Origin of the sequence: Yoonia sp. (assembly GCF_030731595.1) — a bacterium.
GTDB lineage: Bacteria > Pseudomonadota > Alphaproteobacteria > Rhodobacterales > Rhodobacteraceae > Yoonia.
This window is the reverse complement of the sequence record NZ_JANQTS010000008.1, coordinates 19,929-39,520: the sequence shown is the minus strand read 5'-3', so window position 1 is coordinate 39,520 and position 19,592 is coordinate 19,929. Positions and strand designations below refer to the sequence as shown.

The window sequence follows — 19,592 nt, the reverse complement described above, 5'->3', positions numbered from 1 at the left end:
CGCAGGGCCAGCTTTTTATCAGGCGCGTTTACTTATAGTTTTCGCGGCGATCCCCAAAATCGCGGACCCGCTTGCGCCAAGCACGGTAGCTGCCGGTTTTCAGCGTCTGACGCATTAACGCTTTCACGTCTTTTTCCGCCATCCCGTATTCACGGCGGATGTCGTGAAAGCTCACATGATCCGACAATGCCATCTGAACGATGTCACTCACATATTCGGGCGAGAGTGCAGGGGTCTTGGTCATGCGACGTAAACTAGCTGTGACCAGCCCCAAGGCAATGCGGAACGCACATCCTGAGGCGATTCCATTCTTCCATGCCTTTATGACAAGATGCGCCACGCCCCTTTGCCAGGCGTTCACGAAGCGGCAATACTTTAGGCATCTGCCCAAATCAATGGCGTTGAATTGAGCGCTTCAGGCCGCACCCCAGTCCAAAGGCGGTCTGGTCTGGCACATCTTCGTCCAGTGAAGCCAACTGTGTTTGCCGCACTTCGGCATAAACGCCGCGCGAAGGGCCATCCTGCAAGATTGCACCCTCCACGCGACTACAACATCACTGTTGCGGGCCCTGCTTAGAGAGTTGGCTCACGGTTTTAAAGGGGCACAAACGTCCCCCAAACCGCCCGCAGCGACAACGGGGACCAAAGACTTATGAAAATGAAAACCTCTGCTCTTGCATTGACTGCCCTCTTGGGCACCACTGGCATGGCTGCCGCCCAATGTGCCGACCCGATCAAGGTTGGCGTGCTGCACTCTTTGTCCGGCACCATGGCGATTTCCGAAACAACCTTGAAGGACACAGTCGAGCTGCTGATCGAAAACCAGAACGCCGCAGGCGGTCTTTTGGGCTGCCAGATCGAGGCAGTTGTCGTTGACCCTGCTTCCGACTGGCCGCTCTTTGCCGAAAAGGCCCGCGAACTGCTGACCGTCAGCGAAGTTGACGTGATCTTTGGCAGCTGGACATCGGTCAGCCGTAAATCCGCGCTGCCTGTTCTGGAAGAACTCAACGGCCTGATGTTCTACCCTGTGCAGTACGAAGGCGAAGAAAGCTCCAGAAACGTATTCTACACCGGTGCTGCGCCAAACCAGCAGGCCATTCCTGCAACGGACTACTTCCTTGAAGAGCTTGGCGTCGAAAAGTTCGCCCTGCTTGGCACCGACTATGTCTATCCACGGACAACCAACAACATCCTCGAGGCCTATCTGATCTCCAAGGGCATCGCGCCTGAAGATATCTTTGTGAACTACACCCCATTCGGTCATTCCGACTGGGCCACAATTGTTGCTGACGTTGTCGCCCTTGGCGCCGACGGCAAGCAGGTTGGTGTGATCTCGACCATCAACGGCGATGCAAACATCGGCTTCTACAAGGAACTTGCGGCCGCTGGCGTATCCGCCGACGATCTGCCTGTCATCGCCTTCTCGGTGGGTGAAGAAGAGCTTTCCGGCCTCGACACTTCCGACCTTGTCGGTCACTTGGCCGCTTGGAACTACTTCCAGTCTGCCGAATCCGAGTTGAACGACGCATGGGTCGCCGCTTGGAAAGCCAAAATGGGCGAAGATCGTGTGACCAACGACCCAATGGAAGCCCACTATATCGGCTTCAACATGTGGGTGAACGCAGTCACCGAAGCAGGCACAACTGATGTCGATGCTGTGCGCGCAGCCATGTACGGGCAGGAATTCCCGAACCTGACAGGCGGGACAGCGGTCATGCTGCCGAACCACCACTTGGCCAAGCCAGTGTTGATTGGCGAAATCACAGCAGATGGCCAGTTTGACATCGTCAGCCAGACAGCAGAAGTCCCGGGCGACGCATGGACAGACTATCTGCCTGAATCGGCTGTTTTGATGTCTGACTGGGAAACGCTGGGTTGCGGTATGTATAACACCGAAACGCAGACCTGTGTTCAGCTGACATCGAACTACTAAGACACTGACGGCACGGGGCTTTCTGTCCCGTGCCATTCCTCTGTCTGACAGATTGGCCCCCTTTACATGTTCCGACTGCTTTCATTGGCCCTTACCCTGTGGCTGACCATCCCTGCCGTGGCAGTGGCACAGTCTTTGCAGGACATCCTGCAAACCCACAACGAAGAGGTTCTCAACCCCGGCCGTCAAAGCGTCAGCGTTGTTCTGGACGATCTGATTGCCAGCGGGTTGCCCCAGGCTTTGCCGTTTCTTGAAGCATGGCGCGACCGCGAAATCGTGCAACGCAGTACGGATGGCCTGTTCTTTCGCGCAGCCGAAGCGGGCGGCACAATCACGTTGACAGATTTGGATACAGCCGAAGTCGTCGGCACATCCGTTAGCGCGGAGCTGACTGAATCCCGCCCCAATGGTGGTGTCCGCCGCGCGATTGGCGATGCTTTGGTTCAGTTCCAACTGTCTGACCCTGACATCTCAAGACGCCAGGCAGCCGTTGATGCGATTGCACGCAGTATGGACGCCAGCCAGCTTGCCCCCCTCGCGGCCTCTATCGCGGCGGAACCTGACCCCGATCTGAAAGAGGTCAAGACCCGCCTGGCCGGTATGCTTGGCGCGCTGTTCGCCGAGACGCAAGAGGCGCGCATCGCAGCGATTGAAGCGCTCTCCGGTGATCTTTCGGTTGATGTGCGCGCGGTCCTGAATACGATCCTTGCAACATCTCCCGGCGTTGCCGTCAGCGTCCCTGAGGGCGCAAATATCGCCCAAGTGCTGGTCGTCGGCACAGACCTGAGCGCGACTGACGCTTACACCCGTCTTGTCGCGGCGGAACTGGCCCCCGCGCTCATCCCGAACAACGCTATCCGCGATGCACTGGTCGCCAATATCGACGGCGGCATGGTTGGCGGTCTGCCTGTTGCAAGCCTTGATACCGACGCGGCACGCGCAACAGCCTATGACACGCTGGCGGCTGCCGGTACCGTGGCTCCAAGGGTGACAGCGGAACAACAGGCAGAAGCCGTCGCTGCCCATACTTTCTATCTGCAATATGCCGAACCTGATCCGGTCATCACCGATGCGGCACGCTTTGCACTGGATGCGATCGAGACCAAAGTCGCCCTCAGCCAGACCGTTGATCTGGGGCTGGACGCGCTTTCGCTCGCGTCGATCTATTTTCTGGCTGCCATCGGACTTGCCATTACCTTTGGCGTGATGGGCGTGATCAATATGGCCCATGGCGAATTTATCATGATGGGGGCCTATACCGGCTTTGTCGTGCAGCAGTTTGTGCCCGATTACACGCTGTCGATCATCATCGCCCTGCCGTTGGCCTTTGCGATCACCTTTGGCGCAGGGGTCACGATGGAGCGACTTGTCATTCGCCACCTCTATCACCGCCCACTGGAAACCTTGCTGGCGACTTTCGGCATCTCGATTGCGCTACAGCAGTTGGCCAAGAATATCTTTGGCACCCAAGCCCGCCCGCTGACATCGCCAGAGTGGTTGGACGGGGCGCTGGTGTTCAACGATGTCATCGCGATCAGCTATATCCGCATTGCGATTTTCGTGCTCGCGCTGTTGTTTCTGGCACTCATCCTCTTTGTGCTCAAGCGCACCCGTCTGGGGCTGGAGGTGCGTGCCGTGACCCAAAACCCCGGCATGGCGGCCTCGATGGGGATCAACCCCGACCGGATCAACATGCTCACCTTTGGTCTTGGGTCCGGGATCGCGGGGATCGCAGGGGTCGCCATTGGCCTTTATGCCAAGGTCACCTCGGAAATGGGGGCCGATTACATCGTGCAAAGCTTCATGACCGTGGTTGTGGGCGGTGTGGGCAACGTCTGGGGTACGCTGGCCGGTGCCTCGCTGATCGGTTTCCTGCAAAAAGGGATCGAGTGGTTGAACCCGTCAAATACACTTGCCGCGCAGACCTATATGATCCTTTTCATCATTCTGTTCATCCAATTCCGGCCCAAGGGCATCGTCGCCCTCAAGGGTCGGGCGGCGGCGGACTAAGCGATGCGCAAAACTTTTATCTCTCAAAACCCTTCGGTGCTCTGGTTCATTCTGGCGCTGGCGATCTTTACGGTCGTGGTCACCATCCTCTCCGAAGTCACGGGTATCGGTCTTATCTCAACCTCTTTCGTCAAGACGCTGGGCAAGACGCTCTGCCTGTGTCTGGTAGCCATCGCGATGGATGTTGTCTGGGGCTATTGCGGGATCCTGTCGCTGGGGCATTTCGCATTTTTCGGGATCGGCGGATATGCCGTGGGCATGTGGCTGATGTATGCCCGCACCGAAGGTATCGTGATCGAAAGCTTGGCAGGGCAGCCGCTCCCGCCCACACCGCAAGAGATATCGGATGCCATCGGAAACCAGATTTTCGGGGTTGTCGGCAGTTCGGAGTTTCCGCTGATCTGGGGCTTTGCCGACAGTCTTTTCCTGCAACTGCTGATGGTGATCCTGGTACCCGGCTTGCTGGCGCTGGTCTTTGGCTGGCTGGCTTTCCGAAGCCGTGTAACAGGGGTCTACTTGTCGATCCTGACGCAGGCGATGACGCTCGCATTGGCGCTTTATCTCTTCCAGAACGACAGCGGGCTGCGCGGCAACAATGGTCTTTCGGGGCTTCAGAACATCCCCGGCTATGAGGATACATCGCAGGCGGTGATCTCGATTGTCTTCTTTATCGCCTCGGCCATCGCGTTGGCGGCAGGATATATTTTCTTTGCCTGGATCGTGTCGGGCAAAATGGGCAGCGTCGTCAAAGGCATTCGCGATAACGAAGCGCGGGTGCGGTTTCTGGGCTATCATGTGGAAAGCTACAAACTGTTCATTTTCACAACGACCGCGGTCGTCGCGGGGATTGCGGGCGCCCTCTACTATCCGCAGGCAGGCATTATCAACCCCGGTGAAATCGCTCCGATCGCGTCGATCTATCTGGCGGTCTGGGTCGCCATCGGCGGGCGCGGGCGGCTTTACGGCGCAGCCATCGGGGCGGCTTTCGTCTCGCTTCTGTCCAGCTGGTTCACGGGGGGCGGTGCGCCGAACATCAACCTTGGTTTCTACGTTATCCAATGGACAGACTGGTGGCTCGTCCTGCTGGGGTTTTCCTTTGTTGCGGTCACGCTCTTCTTTCCCAAAGGGATCGGCGGGCTGTTTGATCTGCTGGTCAGGAAACAACAATGAGTATGCTGCTTGAAGTCTCTGGCGTGACAGTCACCTTTGACGGGTTCCGCGCCATCAACAACCTATCGATCAATTTCGCCAAAACCGAATTGCGGGCCATCATCGGCCCCAATGGAGCGGGCAAGACGACTTTCATGGACATCGTGACCGGCAAGACCAAACCGGACGAGGGCCGCGTTATCTGGGGCGACAAGAACATCTCGCTGCTTGGCATGTCCGAAAGCCAGATTGCGCGCGAAGGGATTGGGCGGAAATTCCAAAAGCCAACGGTGTTCGAGGCGCAGACCGTGCGCCAAAACCTCGCGATGGCGCTGAAAACCCCGCGTGGGCCCTTTGCGGTGCTGATGCACAAGAAAACCAAGACCAATGCCGAAAGGATCGAGGCCGTCGCCGAACAGATCGGCCTGACAGATAGCCTGACCCGTGTCGCGGGAGAGCTGAGCCACGGGCAAAAGCAATGGCTGGAAATCGGTATGCTCTTGGCGCAGGAACCGCGGCTGATGCTGGTGGATGAACCCGCAGCGGGGATGACACCGGAAGAGCGTGAAAAGACGACAGATATCCTCAAGGAAGCCGCGAAAACCCGCGCGGTCGTTGTTGTCGAACATGATATGGAATTTGTGCGGCGGTTGGATTGCAAAGTCACCGTGCTACACGAAGGTGCAGTACTGGCCGAGGGTAGCCTTGACCATGTGACCTCGAATCAAACGGTGATTGATGTCTATCTGGGGCGCGCCCATGCTTGATGTGCGCAATGTCGATCTGAAATATGGGCAAAGCCAGATCCTCTTTGACATCTCGCTTGGGGCCGAGGTGGGCAAGATCACAGCTGTGATGGGCAATAACGGGGTGGGCAAGACCAGCTTGTTAAAGGCGATCTCTGGCCGTCATCCAATTGCCGCGGGAACCGCATCGGTCAACGGCAGCGCTGTCCAGCTTGCTTCGGCTTATCACGCTGCGCGCGCAGGGATCGCCTATGTCCCACAAGGGCGCGAAGTCTTCCCGATGATGACGGTGCGCGAGAATCTTGAAACCGGGTTTGCCTGCCTGCCGAAGTCTGACCACGAAATCCCCGATTTCGTTTTTGCCTTGTTCCCAGTGCTGCGCGAAATGCAGACGCGGCGCGGTGGCGACCTCTCTGGCGGGCAGCAACAGCAGTTGGCTATTGCGCGCGCACTGATCACACGGCCCAAGGTGCTTTTGCTTGACGAACCCACCGAAGGGATCCAGCCCAACGTGATCCAGCAGATCGGTGACGCACTGGAACTACTGCGCGATCAGGGGGAAATGGCGATTGTTCTGGTCGAGCAGAACGCCGACTTTGCCTATCGGATTGCTGATACGTTTACAGTGATGGAGCAAGGCAGAGTAAAGCGCAGCGCACCCAAAGAGAGCTACAGCAAAGAGATGCTGATGCAGGATCTGGCGCTTTAAAGGCGCTCAATCTGGACGCGCTACAAACTACCCTGTCACACAAAGAAAAAAGGCCGCCACCTGTCAGGATGACGGCCTTTTCGTAATTGCGCGAGATGGGCTTTAGTCTGCGGTTAGCAAGGGCGGTTTGTTTCCGCTGTTCGCGATCCGCCCTTGGGCGGGCGCCTCGAAGGTAAGCTCCAATTCGCCCTTCTTCACGCCAACCTTGACAATCCCGCCTTTGACCAGCTTGCCAAACAGCAATTCCTCGGCCAGCGGCTTTTTGATGTGTTCCTGGATGACACGACCCAAGGGACGCGCACCCATCTTTTCATCATAGCCTTTGTCGGCCAACCATTCGGCTGCTGCACTGGTCAGTTCGATGTGGACATTACGATCAATCAACTGCGCCTCGAGCTGGAGCACGAACTTTTCAACCACCTGCATGATGACCTGCTTTGGCAATGCGCCAAAGCTGATGATCGCATCCAGACGGTTGCGGAATTCCGGCGTAAAGATCCGTTCAATTGCCGCCGTATCTTCGCCTGTCCGTGCCTCGCGGCCAAAGCCCAAAGCATTCTTTGACATCTCTGCCGCACCGGCGTTCGAGGTCATGATGATGATCACATTGCGGAAATCCGTGGTCCGGCCATTATGGTCGGTCAGTTTGCCGTGATCCATGACCTGCAGCAGGATGTTATAGACGTCAGGGTGCGCCTTCTCCATCTCGTCAAGCAGCAGAACGCAATGCGGGTTCTGATCCACGCCGTCTGTCAACATGCCGCCCTGATCAAAGCCGACATAACCAGGAGGCGCACCAATCAGGCGTGAAACCGCGTGCTTTTCCATGTACTCTGACATGTCAAAGCGCATCAGTTCGACACCCAGCGTGTCAGCAAGTTGCTTTGCAACTTCCGTTTTGCCCACGCCTGTTGGCCCTGCAAACAGATAGTTGCCAATCGGCTTTTCGGGTTCACGCAAACCGGCACGCGCCAGTTTGATCGCGGAGGATAGCGCCTCGATCGCTTTATCCTGACCAAATACAACGCGCTTGAGCGACTTCTCAAGATCCTTGAGCACCTCTGCATCGTCCTTGGACACGTTCTTGGGAGGGATGCGGGCTATTTTTGCCACGACATCTTCGATCTCTTTTGCGCCGATTGTCTTGCGGCGCTTGGATTCGGCCACCAGATGCTGGGCAGCGCCCGCCTCGTCGATCACGTCAATCGCCTTGTCAGGCAATTTACGGTCGTTGATATAGCGCGCAGACAGCTCGACCGCCGACTTGATGGCTTCGGCCGTATACTTGATGTGGTGATGCTCTTCGAAATAGGGCTTGAGGCCCTGCAGGATCTTGATCGCATCCGGGACCGATGGCTCGTTTACGTCAATCTTCTGGAACCGGCGGGCAAGGGCGCGGTCCTTTTCAAAGTGCTGGCGGAATTCCTTATAGGTCGTCGATCCCATGCAGCGCAGCTTGCCGCCCTGCAACGCAGGCTTAAGCAGGTTGGATGCATCCATGGCCCCACCAGAGGTGGCACCGGCCCCGATAACGGTATGAATCTCGTCGATGAACAGCACTGCGTCTTTGTGATTTTCCATCTCGGTCATCACAGCTTTCAGCCGCTCTTCGAAATCGCCGCGATACCGTGTACCAGCCAGCAAGGCGCCCATATCCAGCGAATAGATTGTCGCCTTTGACAAGACCTCTGGCGTTTCACCATTCACGATCTTGAAGGCAAGACCTTCGGCAATCGCGGTTTTGCCAACGCCCGGATCACCCACCAAGAGCGGGTTGTTCTTGCGGCGACGGCAGAGGACTTGAATACAACGCTCGACCTCGTGAGCGCGGCCGATCAAGGGATCAACATCGCCTTTGGTGGCTTTGGCATTCAGATCGACACAATATTTCGCCAATGCACTTTCTTTGTCTTCGCCATCGTTCGGGGCAATCGTTTCAGTCTCTTCGGCAGCGCCTTTGACAGAGCGCTGTTCGCCAAAGGCCGGATCTTTCGCCACGCCGTGGGCGATAAAGTTCACAGCGTCATAACGGGTCATGTCCTGCTCTTGCAGGAAATAGGCTGCATTGCTTTCGCGTTCCGCGAAGATCGCGACAAGCACATTCGCACCGGTCACTTCACTGCGACCAGACGACTGCACGTGGATGGCAGCACGCTGAATGACGCGCTGAAAAGCGGCTGTTGGCACAGCTTCAGACCCTTCGACGTCTGTGATCAGCGAAGATAGCTCTTCTTGAATGAAGTCTTCGAGATCCTTGCGCAGATCATCCAAGTTCACAGAGCAGGCGCGCATGACGCGTGCGGCGTCGGGTTCGTCGATCAACGCCAGCAGCAAATGCTCCAGCGTGGCAAGTTCATGTCTACGTTCATTGGCCAGCGCAAGCGCGCCGTGAATGGACTGCTCTAGTGTGGTCGAAAATGATGGCACCTGCTGTGCTCCTTCATATCGGGGGTCGATGCCTGCGTCGCACACATCTACCGTGGCCTCTTATCCTTAAGGTTTGGTTTTATTTGCCAACCTTCAAGGACTTTCTTCGATTTTGGCTTCACATTCTGCGTGATGCCTGTCTTTTGACCTGCTTTTCACCAGCGTTTCACAACAACGTGGTCAAAACTTGTCTTTCCGGGAGCGTACTTCAGCAAAAACATCCACGTCGGATATGTCAGCCATGCCCAAAACGGCCTTAAGTTCCGGATCATCTGCGCGCAAAAACGGGTTTGTGCGCTTTTCAACGGACAAGATCGAAGGGACCGTAAACTGCCCTGCTGCACGTGCCGCTGTGATCCCCTCAATACGAGACATAAGATCAGGATTGTCCGGGTCAAGGGAGGCCGCGAAACGCGCGTTCGCGGCGGTGTATTCGTGGCCCGAACAAATCAATGTTTCGTCAGGCAAGGCGCGCAGCTTTTGCATGCTGTCCCACATCTGCGCAGGCGTGCCTTCAAACAGACGCCCGCAGCCCAGCGCCATGAGGCTATCGGCGGTAAACACCAAAGCTGCATCAGGCATATGAAATGCGATGTGGCCAACCGTATGGCCGGACACATCAAGGATTTGCGTCATCTGCCCGCAGACGGTGACCATATCGCCCTCTGCAACGGCCAGATCAAGCGCGGGCAGACGATGCGCGTCAGCGGCAGCACCGATCACACGGGCAGAGCCACGCAAGGCATCCACGCCAGCGATATGGTCGTCGTGGTGGTGGGTGATCAGAATATCGCTTAGCTGCCAGCCGCGCGCGGCCAGTGCCGCCTGTATTGGGGCAACCTCTGGGGCATCGACTAAGGCAGTCTGCCCGGTTTCATGGTTATGAACCAGAAAAGCATAGTTATCCGTCCTGCAGGGAACCACGACTAATTCAACGGGTGATGTCTTTGTCATGGAATACCTGCCTTCTCTTGTTATGCTTACCCCACAGCTTTGCCCAAGGAGCCGCAAACCGCAATGCATCTGGACGTTCTTGATCTCCGAAATTTCTACTATCGCAGCGCGCTGGGGCGCGCGGCGCAAAAGGTGATCCGGGATGAACTGGTCGCGATGTGGCCCGATACCAAAGGACATATGGTGGTGGGGTTCGGCTTTGCCCTGCCGTTGCTGCGGCCTTTCCTGAAAGACGCGCGGCGGGTGATCGGGCTGATGCCCGGACCACAAGGGGTCATGCCTTGGCCTGCGGATGGAAAGAACGTCAGCGTCCTGTGTGAAGACACGCTTTGGCCGATTGAAACCGGCAAGGTGGACCGGCTCGTCATGCTTCACGGGCTGGAAACCACAGAACAGCCCTCGGTCTTGTTGGACGAGGCATGGCGCGTGCTGGGCCCGGGCGGGCGGGCAGTGTTCATCGTGCCCAACCGCGCAGGGCTTTGGTCACGGTCGGATGCGACGCCCTTTGGCTACGGCCGGCCTTATTCGCTTGGCCAACTCGAGGCACAGTTGCGCCGCCATCAATTCGTGACCGAGCGGACGATGTCCACGCTCTACCAACCGCCGTCGGCCAGGAAGGTCTGGCGTAAATCGGCAGGTTTTCTGGAAACGGTCGGGCGCAAGATGCCTGTTGTCGCGGCAGGTGGTGTGTTGATCGTCGAAGTCAGCAAGCAGATGGCAGCCCCCACAAGGCCAGGCCTGACCGAGGCCGTACGCAAACCTTTCAAAGCGTTGGAAGGCATTGCAAAGCCCAACCCAAAACCAGAGGCCGCACCTTCACGGACGATGGTCAGGGATGTGCCGCGCTAAAGCTCTCTTGCTTTGTTTTGCGATAGACCGGGTCACAAATGGGGTCGGCTCCCAAGGCAAGGGCGGGGAATTGCGATTGCCCTCTGGATCGCAATGCTCTCTAGAATTCTCTGGCAAGGACCAGGACCCAATATTGCTGCGATCCAGTCCCGGCTTTTGCGAGCGCGAAGTCTTCAAAACGCGGGTCAACATTGTTGGCTTGATGGCCCGAAGAATTCACCCAAGCGCGCAAGATATCTTCCTCGTCGTCCTGACCCCGCCCGATGTTTTCGCCTACGCGCTGCCAGTTATAGCCTGCAGCCGTCACGCGCGTCCCTACTGTTGATCCATCGCTACCGGTGTGGCTAAAGAAATTCCCTGCCAACATATCATCGGCATGCCTTTGGGCGGCGACACCTAGTCTGGAATCGTAGGTCACAGGTGCCGCGCCATTTACAGACCGGACACTGTTCAACATGCTGGCAAAGGAACGGTCAGGGGCATTGCTGATCGCGACAAGCGATCGTGCGGTGGCGCTCGCACTGGTGTCGATGCTATCATCGGTACCGGTACCGGTACCGGCACTACCGCAGGCCGCGAGTATGGATATCGCAAGGATGCAGACTGCTCTTTTCATTGCCTAAACCTTTCAGTCAACTGTTGCGGACGGTGTTTGAAGAAACAAAAAGACTACTCACTCAATGACATGCAGACCAGAGTTCCCACTTAACGACCCAGTCCGGCGATCTGCCTGCAAATAAAGGAACGCTTTGGTTGTTTCAGCAGGACATCCCCAGGCAGGCCGCAAAGAGACCCTGTAGACCACTCCGCTTTTCTACTGCGGATCTACCAGCAAGAGTGCCCAACGCACATCAGCTCCTGTTCCCGCTTTTCCAAGCCCGAAGAGCTCATAGTCTTCACTGGCCAAGGCATTTGCCAAATCAACCTGATTGCTGCCCTGACTTCCCGCTGCGCTGCCGGTGGTTGCAAACCCTGTCATAACTTCGCTGACCGCTAAATCACCCTGAGCAACCATCTGGACAATCTCATCCCATGGCAGTCCTGCATCATTGAGATCATCGCCGAGATCGCGCTCCACACCACCTCCAACGTCAGAGCCGGCCTCAAAAATGCTCAGATAGTTTCGGTTGAACATGTCGTTGGCGTGATTCTGCACGATAAGACCGACCCTTGAATCGAATTGGAGCGAAGCGAGATTTGCAGCGCGCAGGCCATCCAACGACGCTTGCGCTTGACTGGTCACGTCTTCCACCGGACGGGTTGGTGTCAGATCGACCCCGTTGCCCACGCCAAAACACGCGGGCAGCGCCATCAATGCACAAACAGTCACATACTTCTTCATCATGATTCTCCTTGCCCCGACGACATTGCTAAGGCCAACCGCGTTATGACAAAATTAAAATCACACGTTGCGGCAACAGACGGCAGCATTCCGCTTATAATTTATGCAGTCTTTGCAAATGCTTGCGCAGAAGCGCCCTGCGCTTGTTGAAGATAGAAAGAATGTTCATGCTGGCGGCTGACGTAGAAAGTGTCGTGGTGGTGAAGAAGACGAATCTCAAACGGGCTGTCTTGCTATGCGCAAGTATCTGGACAACGCCCGCATCGGCTCTGCCGGACCTGCAAGAGCGGGCGGAATCAGCACTTGTTGCAGGGGATCCTGCGCAAACTGTGGTCATTGCGGGCGAAATCCTCGCAACCAGCCCAGACAGTTTTGTTGGGCTGTACCTCTTGGGTCTGGCGCAGATGGAACTTGGAAACTTGGAAGAAGCTGCTGCCACTGGGCAGCGCGCCTATGACATCGCGGCCACAGAGGAGGCACGGTTTCAAGCCGCACGGCTCATCGCCAGTGCACGCTTTCAGAACGCCCAATACGTCAGATCGGAATTCTGGCTGCGCCGGGCTGCGAACCACGCTCAAACCGAACAGGACGCGCAGTCAATTGTGCTTGCCTATATCAACACCGTGCGTGCCAATCCGCTTTCGGTAGAGTTTACCGCTTTCGTGGCGCCCACCGACAACATCAATAACGGCTCAAATGACGGTATCTTGCGTCTGGAGAGCATTGGATTGACCTTTGAACTACCCGAAGACCGGCGCGCTTTGTCCGGCATCGCCTTTGCAATCGGCGCAGACCTTGACTACCGCCTGTCTCAAGACGCGTCCCAAATCACTTCTTTGACCGGGCGGCTGTCAGGGGAAACCTATCTGCTCTCGTCAGAGTCCAAAGACCTGCTTGAGTCGTCGCCAATCACAGCCGTCAGGGATGTTGAAGGTCGGGATTTCGCGACCCTTGTCGCCGAGATCGGCCTCAGGCGCAGACAAAACAACATCAGCCCCTTTGGCCCCGTCAGTGCTGGCATCAGTTTCGGGACCTTTTGGGAAGGTGGTGAAAGACTGGTGGATTATCAGGATCTGGATCTGCAGCAGACGTTCCCGATTGATCCTGATACATCAATCAATCTAGGGGTCTCGTTCCGCGATCAGCAATCTTTGACACCGTTCTTGCTGGATTCAAAAACATACGATTGGACTGGCAGCTACAATCGCGGTCTGGCGAATAATGATCTTTTCCAGCTGAGTTTTCTATACCGACAGCGCGAGGCCGGACCGGAGGGCTCTTTTGATGAATACCAGATTGGCTTTGGCTATGGCCTTGCAGAGCCTATCGCTGGCACACGGCTTTCGACCTCGATGCAGGTGGGTTACCGCGACTACCCCGAGTTTACGACAACACTGGACGGGCGTCGCGACCGCTTTGTGGGTGCGGAAGTCAACGCAACCTTCGTTGAATTTACCTACTTCGGGTTCTCGCCCAGCGTGACACTTTCGGCGCGACGTACAGAATCAAGTGCCGAGGAAAACACGTCTTCGACGGTGCAGTTTCTGATGGGGATTGAATCGAACTTTTGATGCTTGCGATTGCCGTTTGCATCTGGCCCATAAACACCCCTATGCAGATCGCATGACCGAGACCTTTGAGATCTTCCTCACCGCAACACCCGGACTCGAAGCCGCCCTGTATGCAGAGGCGCTGGAGAAAGGATTTGCCGGAGCCGCCGTGACCCAAGGCGGCGTCACCTTTCAAGGCACGTGGGAAGATGTCTGGCGCGCCAATCTTGTGATGCGCGGGGCGACCCGCGTACTGGCCCGTGTTGGCAGCTTCATGGCCTTCCATCTGGCGCAACTGGACAAACGGTCTCGCAAGTTTCCGTGGGGCGATATCCTGCGGGCCGATGTGCCTGTGCGGGTCGAGGTCAGCACCTCCAAGAAATCCCACATCTATCACGCAGGCGCCGCGACCCAACGGATCGAAACCGCGCTGAAAGACAGCCACGGCATGACCATCAGCCCCGACGCGCAAATCGTGATCAAGGTCCGGATCGACGACAACCGGGTGACGATCAGCCTCGATACCTCGGGCGAAAGCCTGCACAAGCGTGGTCATAAAGAGGCTGTCGGCAAAGCGCCCATGCGCGAAACGCTCGCCGCCCTGATGCTGCGCGAATGCGGCTATACCGGGCATGAACCGGTACTGGACCCGATGTGCGGATCGGGCACCTTCCTGATCGAAGCCGCCGAGATTGCGCTGGGGCTGAACCCCGGGCGCAGTCGTAGCTTTGCCTTCGAACAACTCGCGACCTTTGATGCGGTCAAGTGGGAGGCGATGCGCAAACAGTTCCCTGTCCACCGCGCCGACATCCCCCATTTCTATGGCAGCGACCGCGATGCAGGCGCCATCCGCATGAGCCGCGCCAACGCTGAGCGGGCGGATGTCAGCGACCTGATCACGTTCGAAAACCTCTCTGCCAGCGACATCCAACGCCCCGAAGGCCCGCCGGGTCTGATCATCTGCAACCCGCCCTATGGAGGACGGATAGGTAACCCGAAACTTCTCTATGGTCTCTATGCCAGCCTAGGCGAAACGCTTCGGGACAGGTTTATAGGTTGGCGGGTCGGGATCGTGACGAGCGAAACAGGTCTGGCCAAAGCAACAGGCCTGCCGTTCAAACCGAAAGGCGCACCCATCCCGCACGGCGGGCTGAAAGTGTGGCTATTTCAAACAGACCCACTGTAAGCCGGGGCCAGCCCCGACTCTCCAAATCGCCCAACGGGTGCGCGGCTAAACGCCCACCTCGACCCGCTTGACCTCAATCCCCGCCGCCTGCATCGCGGTCGCGGCGATATCTACTGCCGTCAGACCCGCGTCCGCATACATCGCATCCGGCGCTGCATGATCAATGTACCGGTCCGGTAGGGTCATCGTCCGCACCTGGCAGCGCCCGTCCAGCAACCCGTCATTGGCCAGATCATGCAGGACCATCGCGCCAAAGCCGCCTTTTGCGCCTTGCTCCACGGTGATCAATGCTTTGTGGTTGCGCAGCAGCTGCCGGATCAGCGCGCGGTCCAGCGGTTTGGCGAAACGCGCGTCGGCGATGGTGGTTGAAACGCCCTGTGCCGCCAGCTTCTCGGCCGCTTTCTGGCATTCCGCCAGATGCGCACCAAAGGACAGGATTGCGATGTCGGACCCCTCTTGCACGATCCGGCCTTTGCCGATCTCGATGATCTCGCCGCGCTCGGGCAGTTCCAGCCCGACCCCTTCGCCGCGTGGATAGCGGAAAGCAATCGGGCCCTCGTTATAAGCCGCAGCAGTGCGGACCATATGCATCAGTTCCAGTTCGTCCCCTGCGGCCATCACCACCATATTAGGCAGGGCGGCCATAAAGCCGATATCGAATGCGCCTGCGTGGGTAGGGCCATCGGCACCGACAAGGCCCGCACGGTCAATCGCAAAGCGGACCGGCAGGTTTTGCAGGGCCACATCATGGACCACTTGGTCATAGCCACGTTGCAGGAAGGTCGAATAGATCGCACAAAAGGGCTTGAGCCCGCTGGCGGCCATGCCGGCGGCAAAGGTCACACCGTGTTGTTCGGCAATGCCCACATCAAACACGCGGTTCTTGAAGCGCGCACCCATGATATCAACGCCGGTACCCGATGGCATCGCAGCAGTGACGGCAACAATGCTTGGATCGTGCTGGGCCTCGACCGTCAGCGCGGTCCCAAAGATTTTGGTATAGCTTGGCGCATTCGGGCGCGATTTGGCCTGCGCACCGCTGACCACATCAAATTTCGACACGCCATGCCCACGGTCTGCGCTGGTTTCGGCGGGGGCATAGCCTTTGCCTTTCCTTGTGCAGACATGGATCAGCACAGGACCAGTCGCGCGGGTGCGTGCGGCCCGCAGCACGGGCAGCAGTTGCGACATATCATGCCCATCAATCGGGCCGACATAGGAAAAGCCAAGTTCTTCGAACAAGGTTCCGGTTCCACCGGTCTGCATCCCCGTCACCAGATGGCGGGCGCGGCGGGCATGATCGCGCAAAGGACCAGGCAAGGCGGCCTCGAACCCTTCGGCCATCTTGTGCAGCTCGCCCATGGGCGAGGCATAAAGACCGGAGAGATATTTGGACATTGCGCCAACAGGGGGCGCAATCGACATCTCGTTGTCGTTGAGAATCACAAACAGGCGGCGCCCTTCGGCGCCTGCGTTGTTCATCGCCTCATAAGCCATGCCCGCACTGATCGAACCGTCACCGATCACGGCAATCGCATCGCCTGTGGGCATCCCCATATCGCGACCGACCGCAAAGCCAAGGGCCGCGGAAATCGAAGTGCTTGAATGGGCCGCACCAAAAGGATCAAACTCGCTCTCGGCACGTTTGGTAAAGCCTGACAGACCGCCCTCTTGGCGAAGCGTCCGGATGCGGTCGCGCCGTCCAGTGATGACTTTGTGGGGGTAGCACTGATGCCCGACGTCAAAGATCAGTTTGTCACGCGGAGTGTCAAAGACGGCGTGAATGGCGACTGTCAACTCGACCACACCCAGCGAAGATCCCAGATGCCCGCCCGTTTCCGACACCGCCGAGATCACCTCGGCACGCACGTCGTCGGCCAGATTGGCAATCGCCGTATCGTTCATGCGCCGGATGTCAGCCGGACCAGAAATATTATCGAGAAAGGGTGTTTCAGGGCGGATAGTCATGACAGCACCTTTGTGTTAATAAAAAAGCGCCGCAAGGGGGAGAACCCGCTTGCGACGCTAGTCTCCTGTAGCCAACAGGAAGGGAACTGGGGTCAAGACCCCAATGACGGACCAGCCAGGGAGGGTAGTCCGACAGCGAAGAAACAGGCGGTGCGTCGCGCGCCGCCTGTTCCAATTTGGCTAGACGGTTGCCGTATCTTCGACCACTTCGATCGTCAGAGACGACGAGCGGTTGATCGGATCAGGCGTTTGGCGGCTTTCGTCCGGCAAGGCACGTCCGATACCGGCAATCGCCGCAATAACGAACCACACAGCCAGAACAAAGATCGCTGCATAGCCTGCACCTTTGAGCATCAGGTAAGTGATGTCGGCAGACAACCGTGTCTTTTCGCTCATTTCGAGGATGTTTTCGCGTTCACTCATCATCTCTCTCCTTAGTTTACTGGCGCATAGCCATGGATTTGTGCCCAGACAAACCAGTTGTCAACAACCGTACCGGTCAGCAGGATTCCGATACCGCCTGTCAGCGGGGTCAGAACTGCGAACCACCACGCCCAGCGGTGGATACCTTCCATGGTGGCGTTAAAGCCCATGGTCCAGCGCCAGAACAATGCTGCACGTTCGGTCGCGGTGCCGCGGTCCACAATCTGCTCGATCTCGCGCTCACCGCCAAAGCGGCTTACAGCCAGGATCGTTGCACCGTGCATCGCGAACAGCAGGGCGGAACCATAAAGGAACGCAATGCTCAGCGCGTGGAACGGATTGTAGAACAGGTTACCGTAGGTGATCGAAAACAGGTTGGTCCAGTCGAGGTGCGGGAAGATGCCGTAAGGTACAGCCTCTGACCACGATCCCATCAGGACAGGCCGGATCAGACCCAGAACGAAGATCAGCCACAGCAGGGCAGCAAAAGCCCAAGCCACATGCAGCCCCATGCCCAGAGCCTTGGCGCGGGTATAAGTCCGCATCCACCAGGCACAGCACCCGATCAGGAAGAAGAAGCTGGCAATAAGCCACCATCCACCTTCATTGAGAGGTGCAAACCCAAGCCCGTACTCTGGACCTGGAGGCTCAAGTGCCAGCCAGAACAGATCCCGCATGAACACGCCTGGGCTATAGTCTACTTGCGCCCAGAAGTTCATGCCGATGATAAAGAACCATGTGGCAAAACCGATGACGGCAACCATGCCATAGGACCCAAGATGGACCGGACCAATCTGAGCGTTGCCGAACAGACCAGCAAGGGTCGAGAACCGGGTTCCGGTGGTCCGCTCGCGCATGGTGTCTGCATCAGCAGCAACGCCCATCTCGGCCGGTCCTTGGACCTGAACTTGTGTGAAGATATTTTGATATTCAGCCATTTTTCATACCCTCCTACAGGTTTACCCACCAAGGCAGTTCATAGTACCAATCCCACCAGACGATCCATTCTTCGAACCAGACAGTGCCGGAAATCACGATACAGACCGCGCTCCAGAAACCTGCACTCAGCGCAAGGAACAGGCCCAGGCGGTGAATACCCAATGGCCCGATCGAATAGCCGATCAGATCACGGAAATAGGTGTCTTCGTGGTCAGGCGACGTGATCGGCTTGCCTTTGCCAGGATTGACCGCTGACAGAACCAGCGAACCGTGCAACGCAAGTGCCACTGCTGTGATCCAGAAGAAGCTGATCGCGATCATATGCGCAGGGTTGTAGTGAAAGTTGCCGTAGGAATAGCCCACGTTATTCACCCAATCGAGGTGGCTGAAGATACCGTATGGGAACGCATGTCCCCAAGCACCAAGCAAGACGGGGCGAATAACGACAAGCGTTACATAAGCCAGAATTGCGATGCTGAAGGCAAAGGGAACGTGATACCCGATGCCCAGTTTGCGGCAGATCTCCACCTCACGCATCATCCAACTAACAAATGCGCCAATCGCACAGATCGTGATGATCTGCCAAAGGCCGCCATCCATCAGCGGTGCGAAACCCAAGCCATATTCAAGTGGCGGAGGGTTAATCGAAATCAACCATGGGTTCCACGTGGGGCCTTGGCTGGCCCCATAAAAAATTAAAATCGTCCCTAGGACGGCGAAAAAGAACGTCGTGACTCCGAAGAAGCCAACGTAAAATGGCCCCACCCAAAAGTCGAACAGATCACCGCCTACCAATGTCCCGCCACGGACCCGGTATTTTCTCTCGAAGCTGAGCTGTGCCATCTTCCAATCTCCATTCATTGACAGGCCCTGCATCCGCATTCGGTGCGCCCTGTCATCGTCAATGTCGGTGTTTGCTACGGGCGGATCAGCAGGCCCGCCCGTAGCGTGATTTAGTCAGCAAAGCTGATTACATTCCGCCAAAGGCGAGCTGGAACCAGTTTGTGCTTTCATTGCTCAGCAGAACGAGGTGAATCATTGCTGCCAGCAAGAACAGGAATACGCCCTGTGCCACGAAAACGCGGCGTGGGTCGAATACCAGCCAGATCTTGTAGAACTGTGCCATGTGTTAATTCTCCTACCAGCTGAACCAAGGAAGCTTGATGTACGTCAGTACGTGAGCAACGACTGCAACGATCGTGAAGATCGTGAAACCGCTCATGTAAACTGCGTGCAGCTCCTGGGCCTGCTCGTCAGTGAGACCTGTGAAAGAAAGGTCAGATTTGTCAGCCATGTTTTGTCTCCAAAATAAAATACTGACGCCGCGCACCCCCCGCGGCCGGGTTACGACAGAAGCTCTTCCTCTGCCCCAATCCGTCATCCCGGGGGGGAATGACGAACATCGGA

Annotated in this window: 19 protein-coding genes; 8 read left to right on the top strand and 11 right to left on the bottom strand. The window is 57.1% G+C overall.

The window, feature by feature from the left end:
• Positions 1–28: 28 nt before the first annotated feature.
• Positions 29–244, bottom strand: coding sequence for a DUF2805 domain-containing protein (locus NWQ23_RS00515; protein WP_306164241.1), 216 nt, complete (start codon positions 242–244; stop codon positions 29–31).
• Positions 245–706: 462 nt separating this feature from the next.
• On the opposite strand from NWQ23_RS00515, the gene urtA reads away from it, so the two are divergent.
• The 5 genes from urtA to urtE all read left to right on the top strand — a co-directional run bounded on the left by urtA (position 707) and on the right by urtE (position 6,547).
• Positions 707–1,933, top strand: a complete 1,227-nt coding sequence (gene urtA / locus NWQ23_RS00510) for an urea ABC transporter substrate-binding protein (protein ID WP_306164276.1) — start codon at positions 707–709, stop codon at positions 1,931–1,933.
• 66 nt (positions 1,934–1,999) lie between these two features.
• Positions 2,000–3,943, top strand: coding sequence for an urea ABC transporter permease subunit UrtB (gene urtB, locus NWQ23_RS00505; RefSeq protein WP_306164240.1), 1,944 nt, complete (start codon positions 2,000–2,002; stop codon positions 3,941–3,943).
• 3 nt (positions 3,944–3,946) lie between these two features.
• Positions 3,947–5,113 (top strand): urea ABC transporter permease subunit UrtC, encoded by a 1,167-nt coding sequence (gene urtC / locus NWQ23_RS00500; protein ID WP_306164239.1) that lies wholly within the window; start codon positions 3,947–3,949, stop codon positions 5,111–5,113.
• Positions 5,110–5,859 carry an urea ABC transporter ATP-binding protein UrtD gene (gene urtD / locus NWQ23_RS00495; RefSeq protein WP_306164238.1) on the top strand — a complete coding sequence of 250 codons (750 nt, stop codon included), beginning with the start codon at positions 5,110–5,112 and terminating at the stop codon, positions 5,857–5,859. The genes urtC and urtD overlap by 4 nt, the downstream gene beginning before the upstream one ends.
• The gene (gene urtE, locus NWQ23_RS00490; RefSeq protein ID WP_306164275.1) at positions 5,852–6,547 is read left to right on the top strand and encodes an urea ABC transporter ATP-binding subunit UrtE; all 696 of its coding nucleotides are present in this window, start codon (positions 5,852–5,854) and stop codon (positions 6,545–6,547) included. Before urtD ends, urtE begins: the two co-directional genes overlap by 8 nt.
• A gap of 102 nt (positions 6,548–6,649) precedes the next feature.
• Here urtE and clpA read toward each other — a convergent pair whose 3' ends face one another.
• Both clpA and gloB read right to left on the bottom strand, forming a co-directional pair.
• A complete protein-coding gene (gene clpA / locus NWQ23_RS00485) occupies positions 6,650–8,974 on the bottom strand; it encodes an ATP-dependent Clp protease ATP-binding subunit ClpA (RefSeq protein ID WP_306164236.1) in 2,325 nt (774 codons plus the stop codon).
• A gap of 180 nt (positions 8,975–9,154) precedes the next feature.
• Positions 9,155–9,928, bottom strand: coding sequence for a hydroxyacylglutathione hydrolase (gene gloB, locus NWQ23_RS00480; RefSeq protein ID WP_306164235.1), 774 nt, complete (start codon positions 9,926–9,928; stop codon positions 9,155–9,157).
• A gap of 63 nt (positions 9,929–9,991) precedes the next feature.
• Between gloB and NWQ23_RS00475 the strand changes: the two genes are divergently transcribed.
• A complete protein-coding gene (locus NWQ23_RS00475; protein WP_306164233.1) occupies positions 9,992–10,777 on the top strand; it encodes a class I SAM-dependent methyltransferase in 786 nt (261 codons plus the stop codon).
• Positions 10,778–10,877: 100 nt separating this feature from the next.
• Here NWQ23_RS00475 and NWQ23_RS00470 read toward each other — a convergent pair whose 3' ends face one another.
• Together NWQ23_RS00470 and NWQ23_RS00465 are read right to left on the bottom strand one after the other, a co-directional pair.
• Complete coding sequence (locus NWQ23_RS00470) at positions 10,878–11,393, bottom strand: CAP domain-containing protein (RefSeq protein ID WP_306164231.1); 516 nt, start codon at positions 11,391–11,393, stop codon at positions 10,878–10,880.
• Positions 11,394–11,591: 198 nt separating this feature from the next.
• Positions 11,592–12,119 carry a hypothetical protein gene (locus NWQ23_RS00465; RefSeq protein WP_306164229.1) on the bottom strand — a complete coding sequence of 176 codons (528 nt, stop codon included), beginning with the start codon at positions 12,117–12,119 and terminating at the stop codon, positions 11,592–11,594.
• A 146-nt stretch (positions 12,120–12,265) separates the two neighbouring features.
• Here NWQ23_RS00465 and NWQ23_RS00460 point away from each other — a divergent pair, with 146 nt between their 5' ends.
• Positions 12,266–13,690 carry a M48 family metallopeptidase gene (locus NWQ23_RS00460; protein WP_306164227.1) on the top strand — a complete coding sequence of 475 codons (1,425 nt, stop codon included), beginning with the start codon at positions 12,266–12,268 and terminating at the stop codon, positions 13,688–13,690.
• 52 nt (positions 13,691–13,742) lie between these two features.
• Positions 13,743–14,855 carry a class I SAM-dependent RNA methyltransferase gene (locus tag NWQ23_RS00455; RefSeq protein WP_306164226.1) on the top strand — a complete coding sequence of 371 codons (1,113 nt, stop codon included), beginning with the start codon at positions 13,743–13,745 and terminating at the stop codon, positions 14,853–14,855.
• 45 nt (positions 14,856–14,900) lie between these two features.
• Here the strand turns inward: NWQ23_RS00455 and dxs are convergent, their stop codons facing one another.
• The 6 genes from dxs to pufB form a co-directional block, all read right to left on the bottom strand.
• Positions 14,901–16,823: a 1-deoxy-D-xylulose-5-phosphate synthase gene (dxs, locus tag NWQ23_RS00450; RefSeq protein ID WP_306164225.1), complete on the bottom strand. Its 1,923-nt coding sequence runs from the start codon at positions 16,821–16,823 to the stop codon at positions 14,901–14,903.
• Between the two features lie 180 nt (positions 16,824–17,003).
• Complete coding sequence (pufX, locus tag NWQ23_RS00445) at positions 17,004–17,246, bottom strand: RC-LH1 core complex protein PufX (RefSeq protein WP_306164224.1); 243 nt, start codon at positions 17,244–17,246, stop codon at positions 17,004–17,006.
• A gap of 11 nt (positions 17,247–17,257) precedes the next feature.
• Positions 17,258–18,184 (bottom strand): photosynthetic reaction center subunit M, encoded by a 927-nt coding sequence (pufM, locus tag NWQ23_RS00440; protein WP_306164222.1) that lies wholly within the window; start codon positions 18,182–18,184, stop codon positions 17,258–17,260.
• Between the two features lie 13 nt (positions 18,185–18,197).
• Positions 18,198–19,028: a photosynthetic reaction center subunit L gene (pufL, locus tag NWQ23_RS00435; protein ID WP_306164221.1), complete on the bottom strand. Its 831-nt coding sequence runs from the start codon at positions 19,026–19,028 to the stop codon at positions 18,198–18,200.
• A 127-nt stretch (positions 19,029–19,155) separates the two neighbouring features.
• Positions 19,156–19,311: a light-harvesting antenna LH1, alpha subunit gene (gene pufA / locus NWQ23_RS00430; RefSeq protein ID WP_019954421.1), complete on the bottom strand. Its 156-nt coding sequence runs from the start codon at positions 19,309–19,311 to the stop codon at positions 19,156–19,158.
• Between the two features lie 12 nt (positions 19,312–19,323).
• Positions 19,324–19,479, bottom strand: coding sequence for a light-harvesting antenna LH1, beta subunit (gene pufB / locus NWQ23_RS00425; RefSeq protein WP_008231906.1), 156 nt, complete (start codon positions 19,477–19,479; stop codon positions 19,324–19,326).
• Between the last annotated feature and the right edge of the window lie 113 nt (positions 19,480–19,592).

Excerpts from the sequence above, each read along its gene's own strand:
- pufL (WP_306164221.1), bottom strand. The coding sequence starts at position 19,028 with ATGGCACAGCTCAGCTTCGAGAGAAAATACCGGGTCCGTGGCGGGACA.
- pufA (WP_019954421.1), bottom strand. The coding sequence starts at position 19,311 with ATGGCACAGTTCTACAAGATCTGGCTGGTATTCGACCCACGCCGCGTT.
- urtB (WP_306164240.1), top strand. The coding sequence starts at position 2,000 with ATGTTCCGACTGCTTTCATTGGCCCTTACCCTGTGGCTGACCATCCCT.
- NWQ23_RS00465 (WP_306164229.1), bottom strand. The coding sequence starts at position 12,119 with ATGAAGAAGTATGTGACTGTTTGTGCATTGATGGCGCTGCCCGCGTGT.
- NWQ23_RS00470 (WP_306164231.1), bottom strand. The coding sequence starts at position 11,393 with ATGAAAAGAGCAGTCTGCATCCTTGCGATATCCATACTCGCGGCCTGC.
- dxs (WP_306164225.1), bottom strand. The coding sequence starts at position 16,823 with ATGACTATCCGCCCTGAAACACCCTTTCTCGATAATATTTCTGGTCCG.
- urtD (WP_306164238.1), top strand. The coding sequence starts at position 5,110 with ATGAGTATGCTGCTTGAAGTCTCTGGCGTGACAGTCACCTTTGACGGG.
- urtE (WP_306164275.1), top strand. The coding sequence starts at position 5,852 with ATGCTTGATGTGCGCAATGTCGATCTGAAATATGGGCAAAGCCAGATC.
- NWQ23_RS00475 (WP_306164233.1), top strand. The coding sequence starts at position 9,992 with ATGCATCTGGACGTTCTTGATCTCCGAAATTTCTACTATCGCAGCGCG.
- pufX (WP_306164224.1), bottom strand. The coding sequence starts at position 17,246 with ATGAGTGAACGCGAAAACATCCTCGAAATGAGCGAAAAGACACGGTTG.
- NWQ23_RS00515 (WP_306164241.1), bottom strand. The coding sequence starts at position 244 with ATGACCAAGACCCCTGCACTCTCGCCCGAATATGTGAGTGACATCGTT.
- pufM (WP_306164222.1), bottom strand. The coding sequence starts at position 18,184 with ATGGCTGAATATCAAAATATCTTCACACAAGTTCAGGTCCAAGGACCG.
- urtA (WP_306164276.1), top strand. The coding sequence starts at position 707 with ATGGCTGCCGCCCAATGTGCCGACCCGATCAAGGTTGGCGTGCTGCAC.
- pufB (WP_008231906.1), bottom strand. The coding sequence starts at position 19,479 with ATGGCTGACAAATCTGACCTTTCTTTCACAGGTCTCACTGACGAGCAG.
- NWQ23_RS00455 (WP_306164226.1), top strand. The coding sequence starts at position 13,743 with ATGACCGAGACCTTTGAGATCTTCCTCACCGCAACACCCGGACTCGAA.
- urtC (WP_306164239.1), top strand. The coding sequence starts at position 3,947 with ATGCGCAAAACTTTTATCTCTCAAAACCCTTCGGTGCTCTGGTTCATT.
- gloB (WP_306164235.1), bottom strand. The coding sequence starts at position 9,928 with ATGACAAAGACATCACCCGTTGAATTAGTCGTGGTTCCCTGCAGGACG.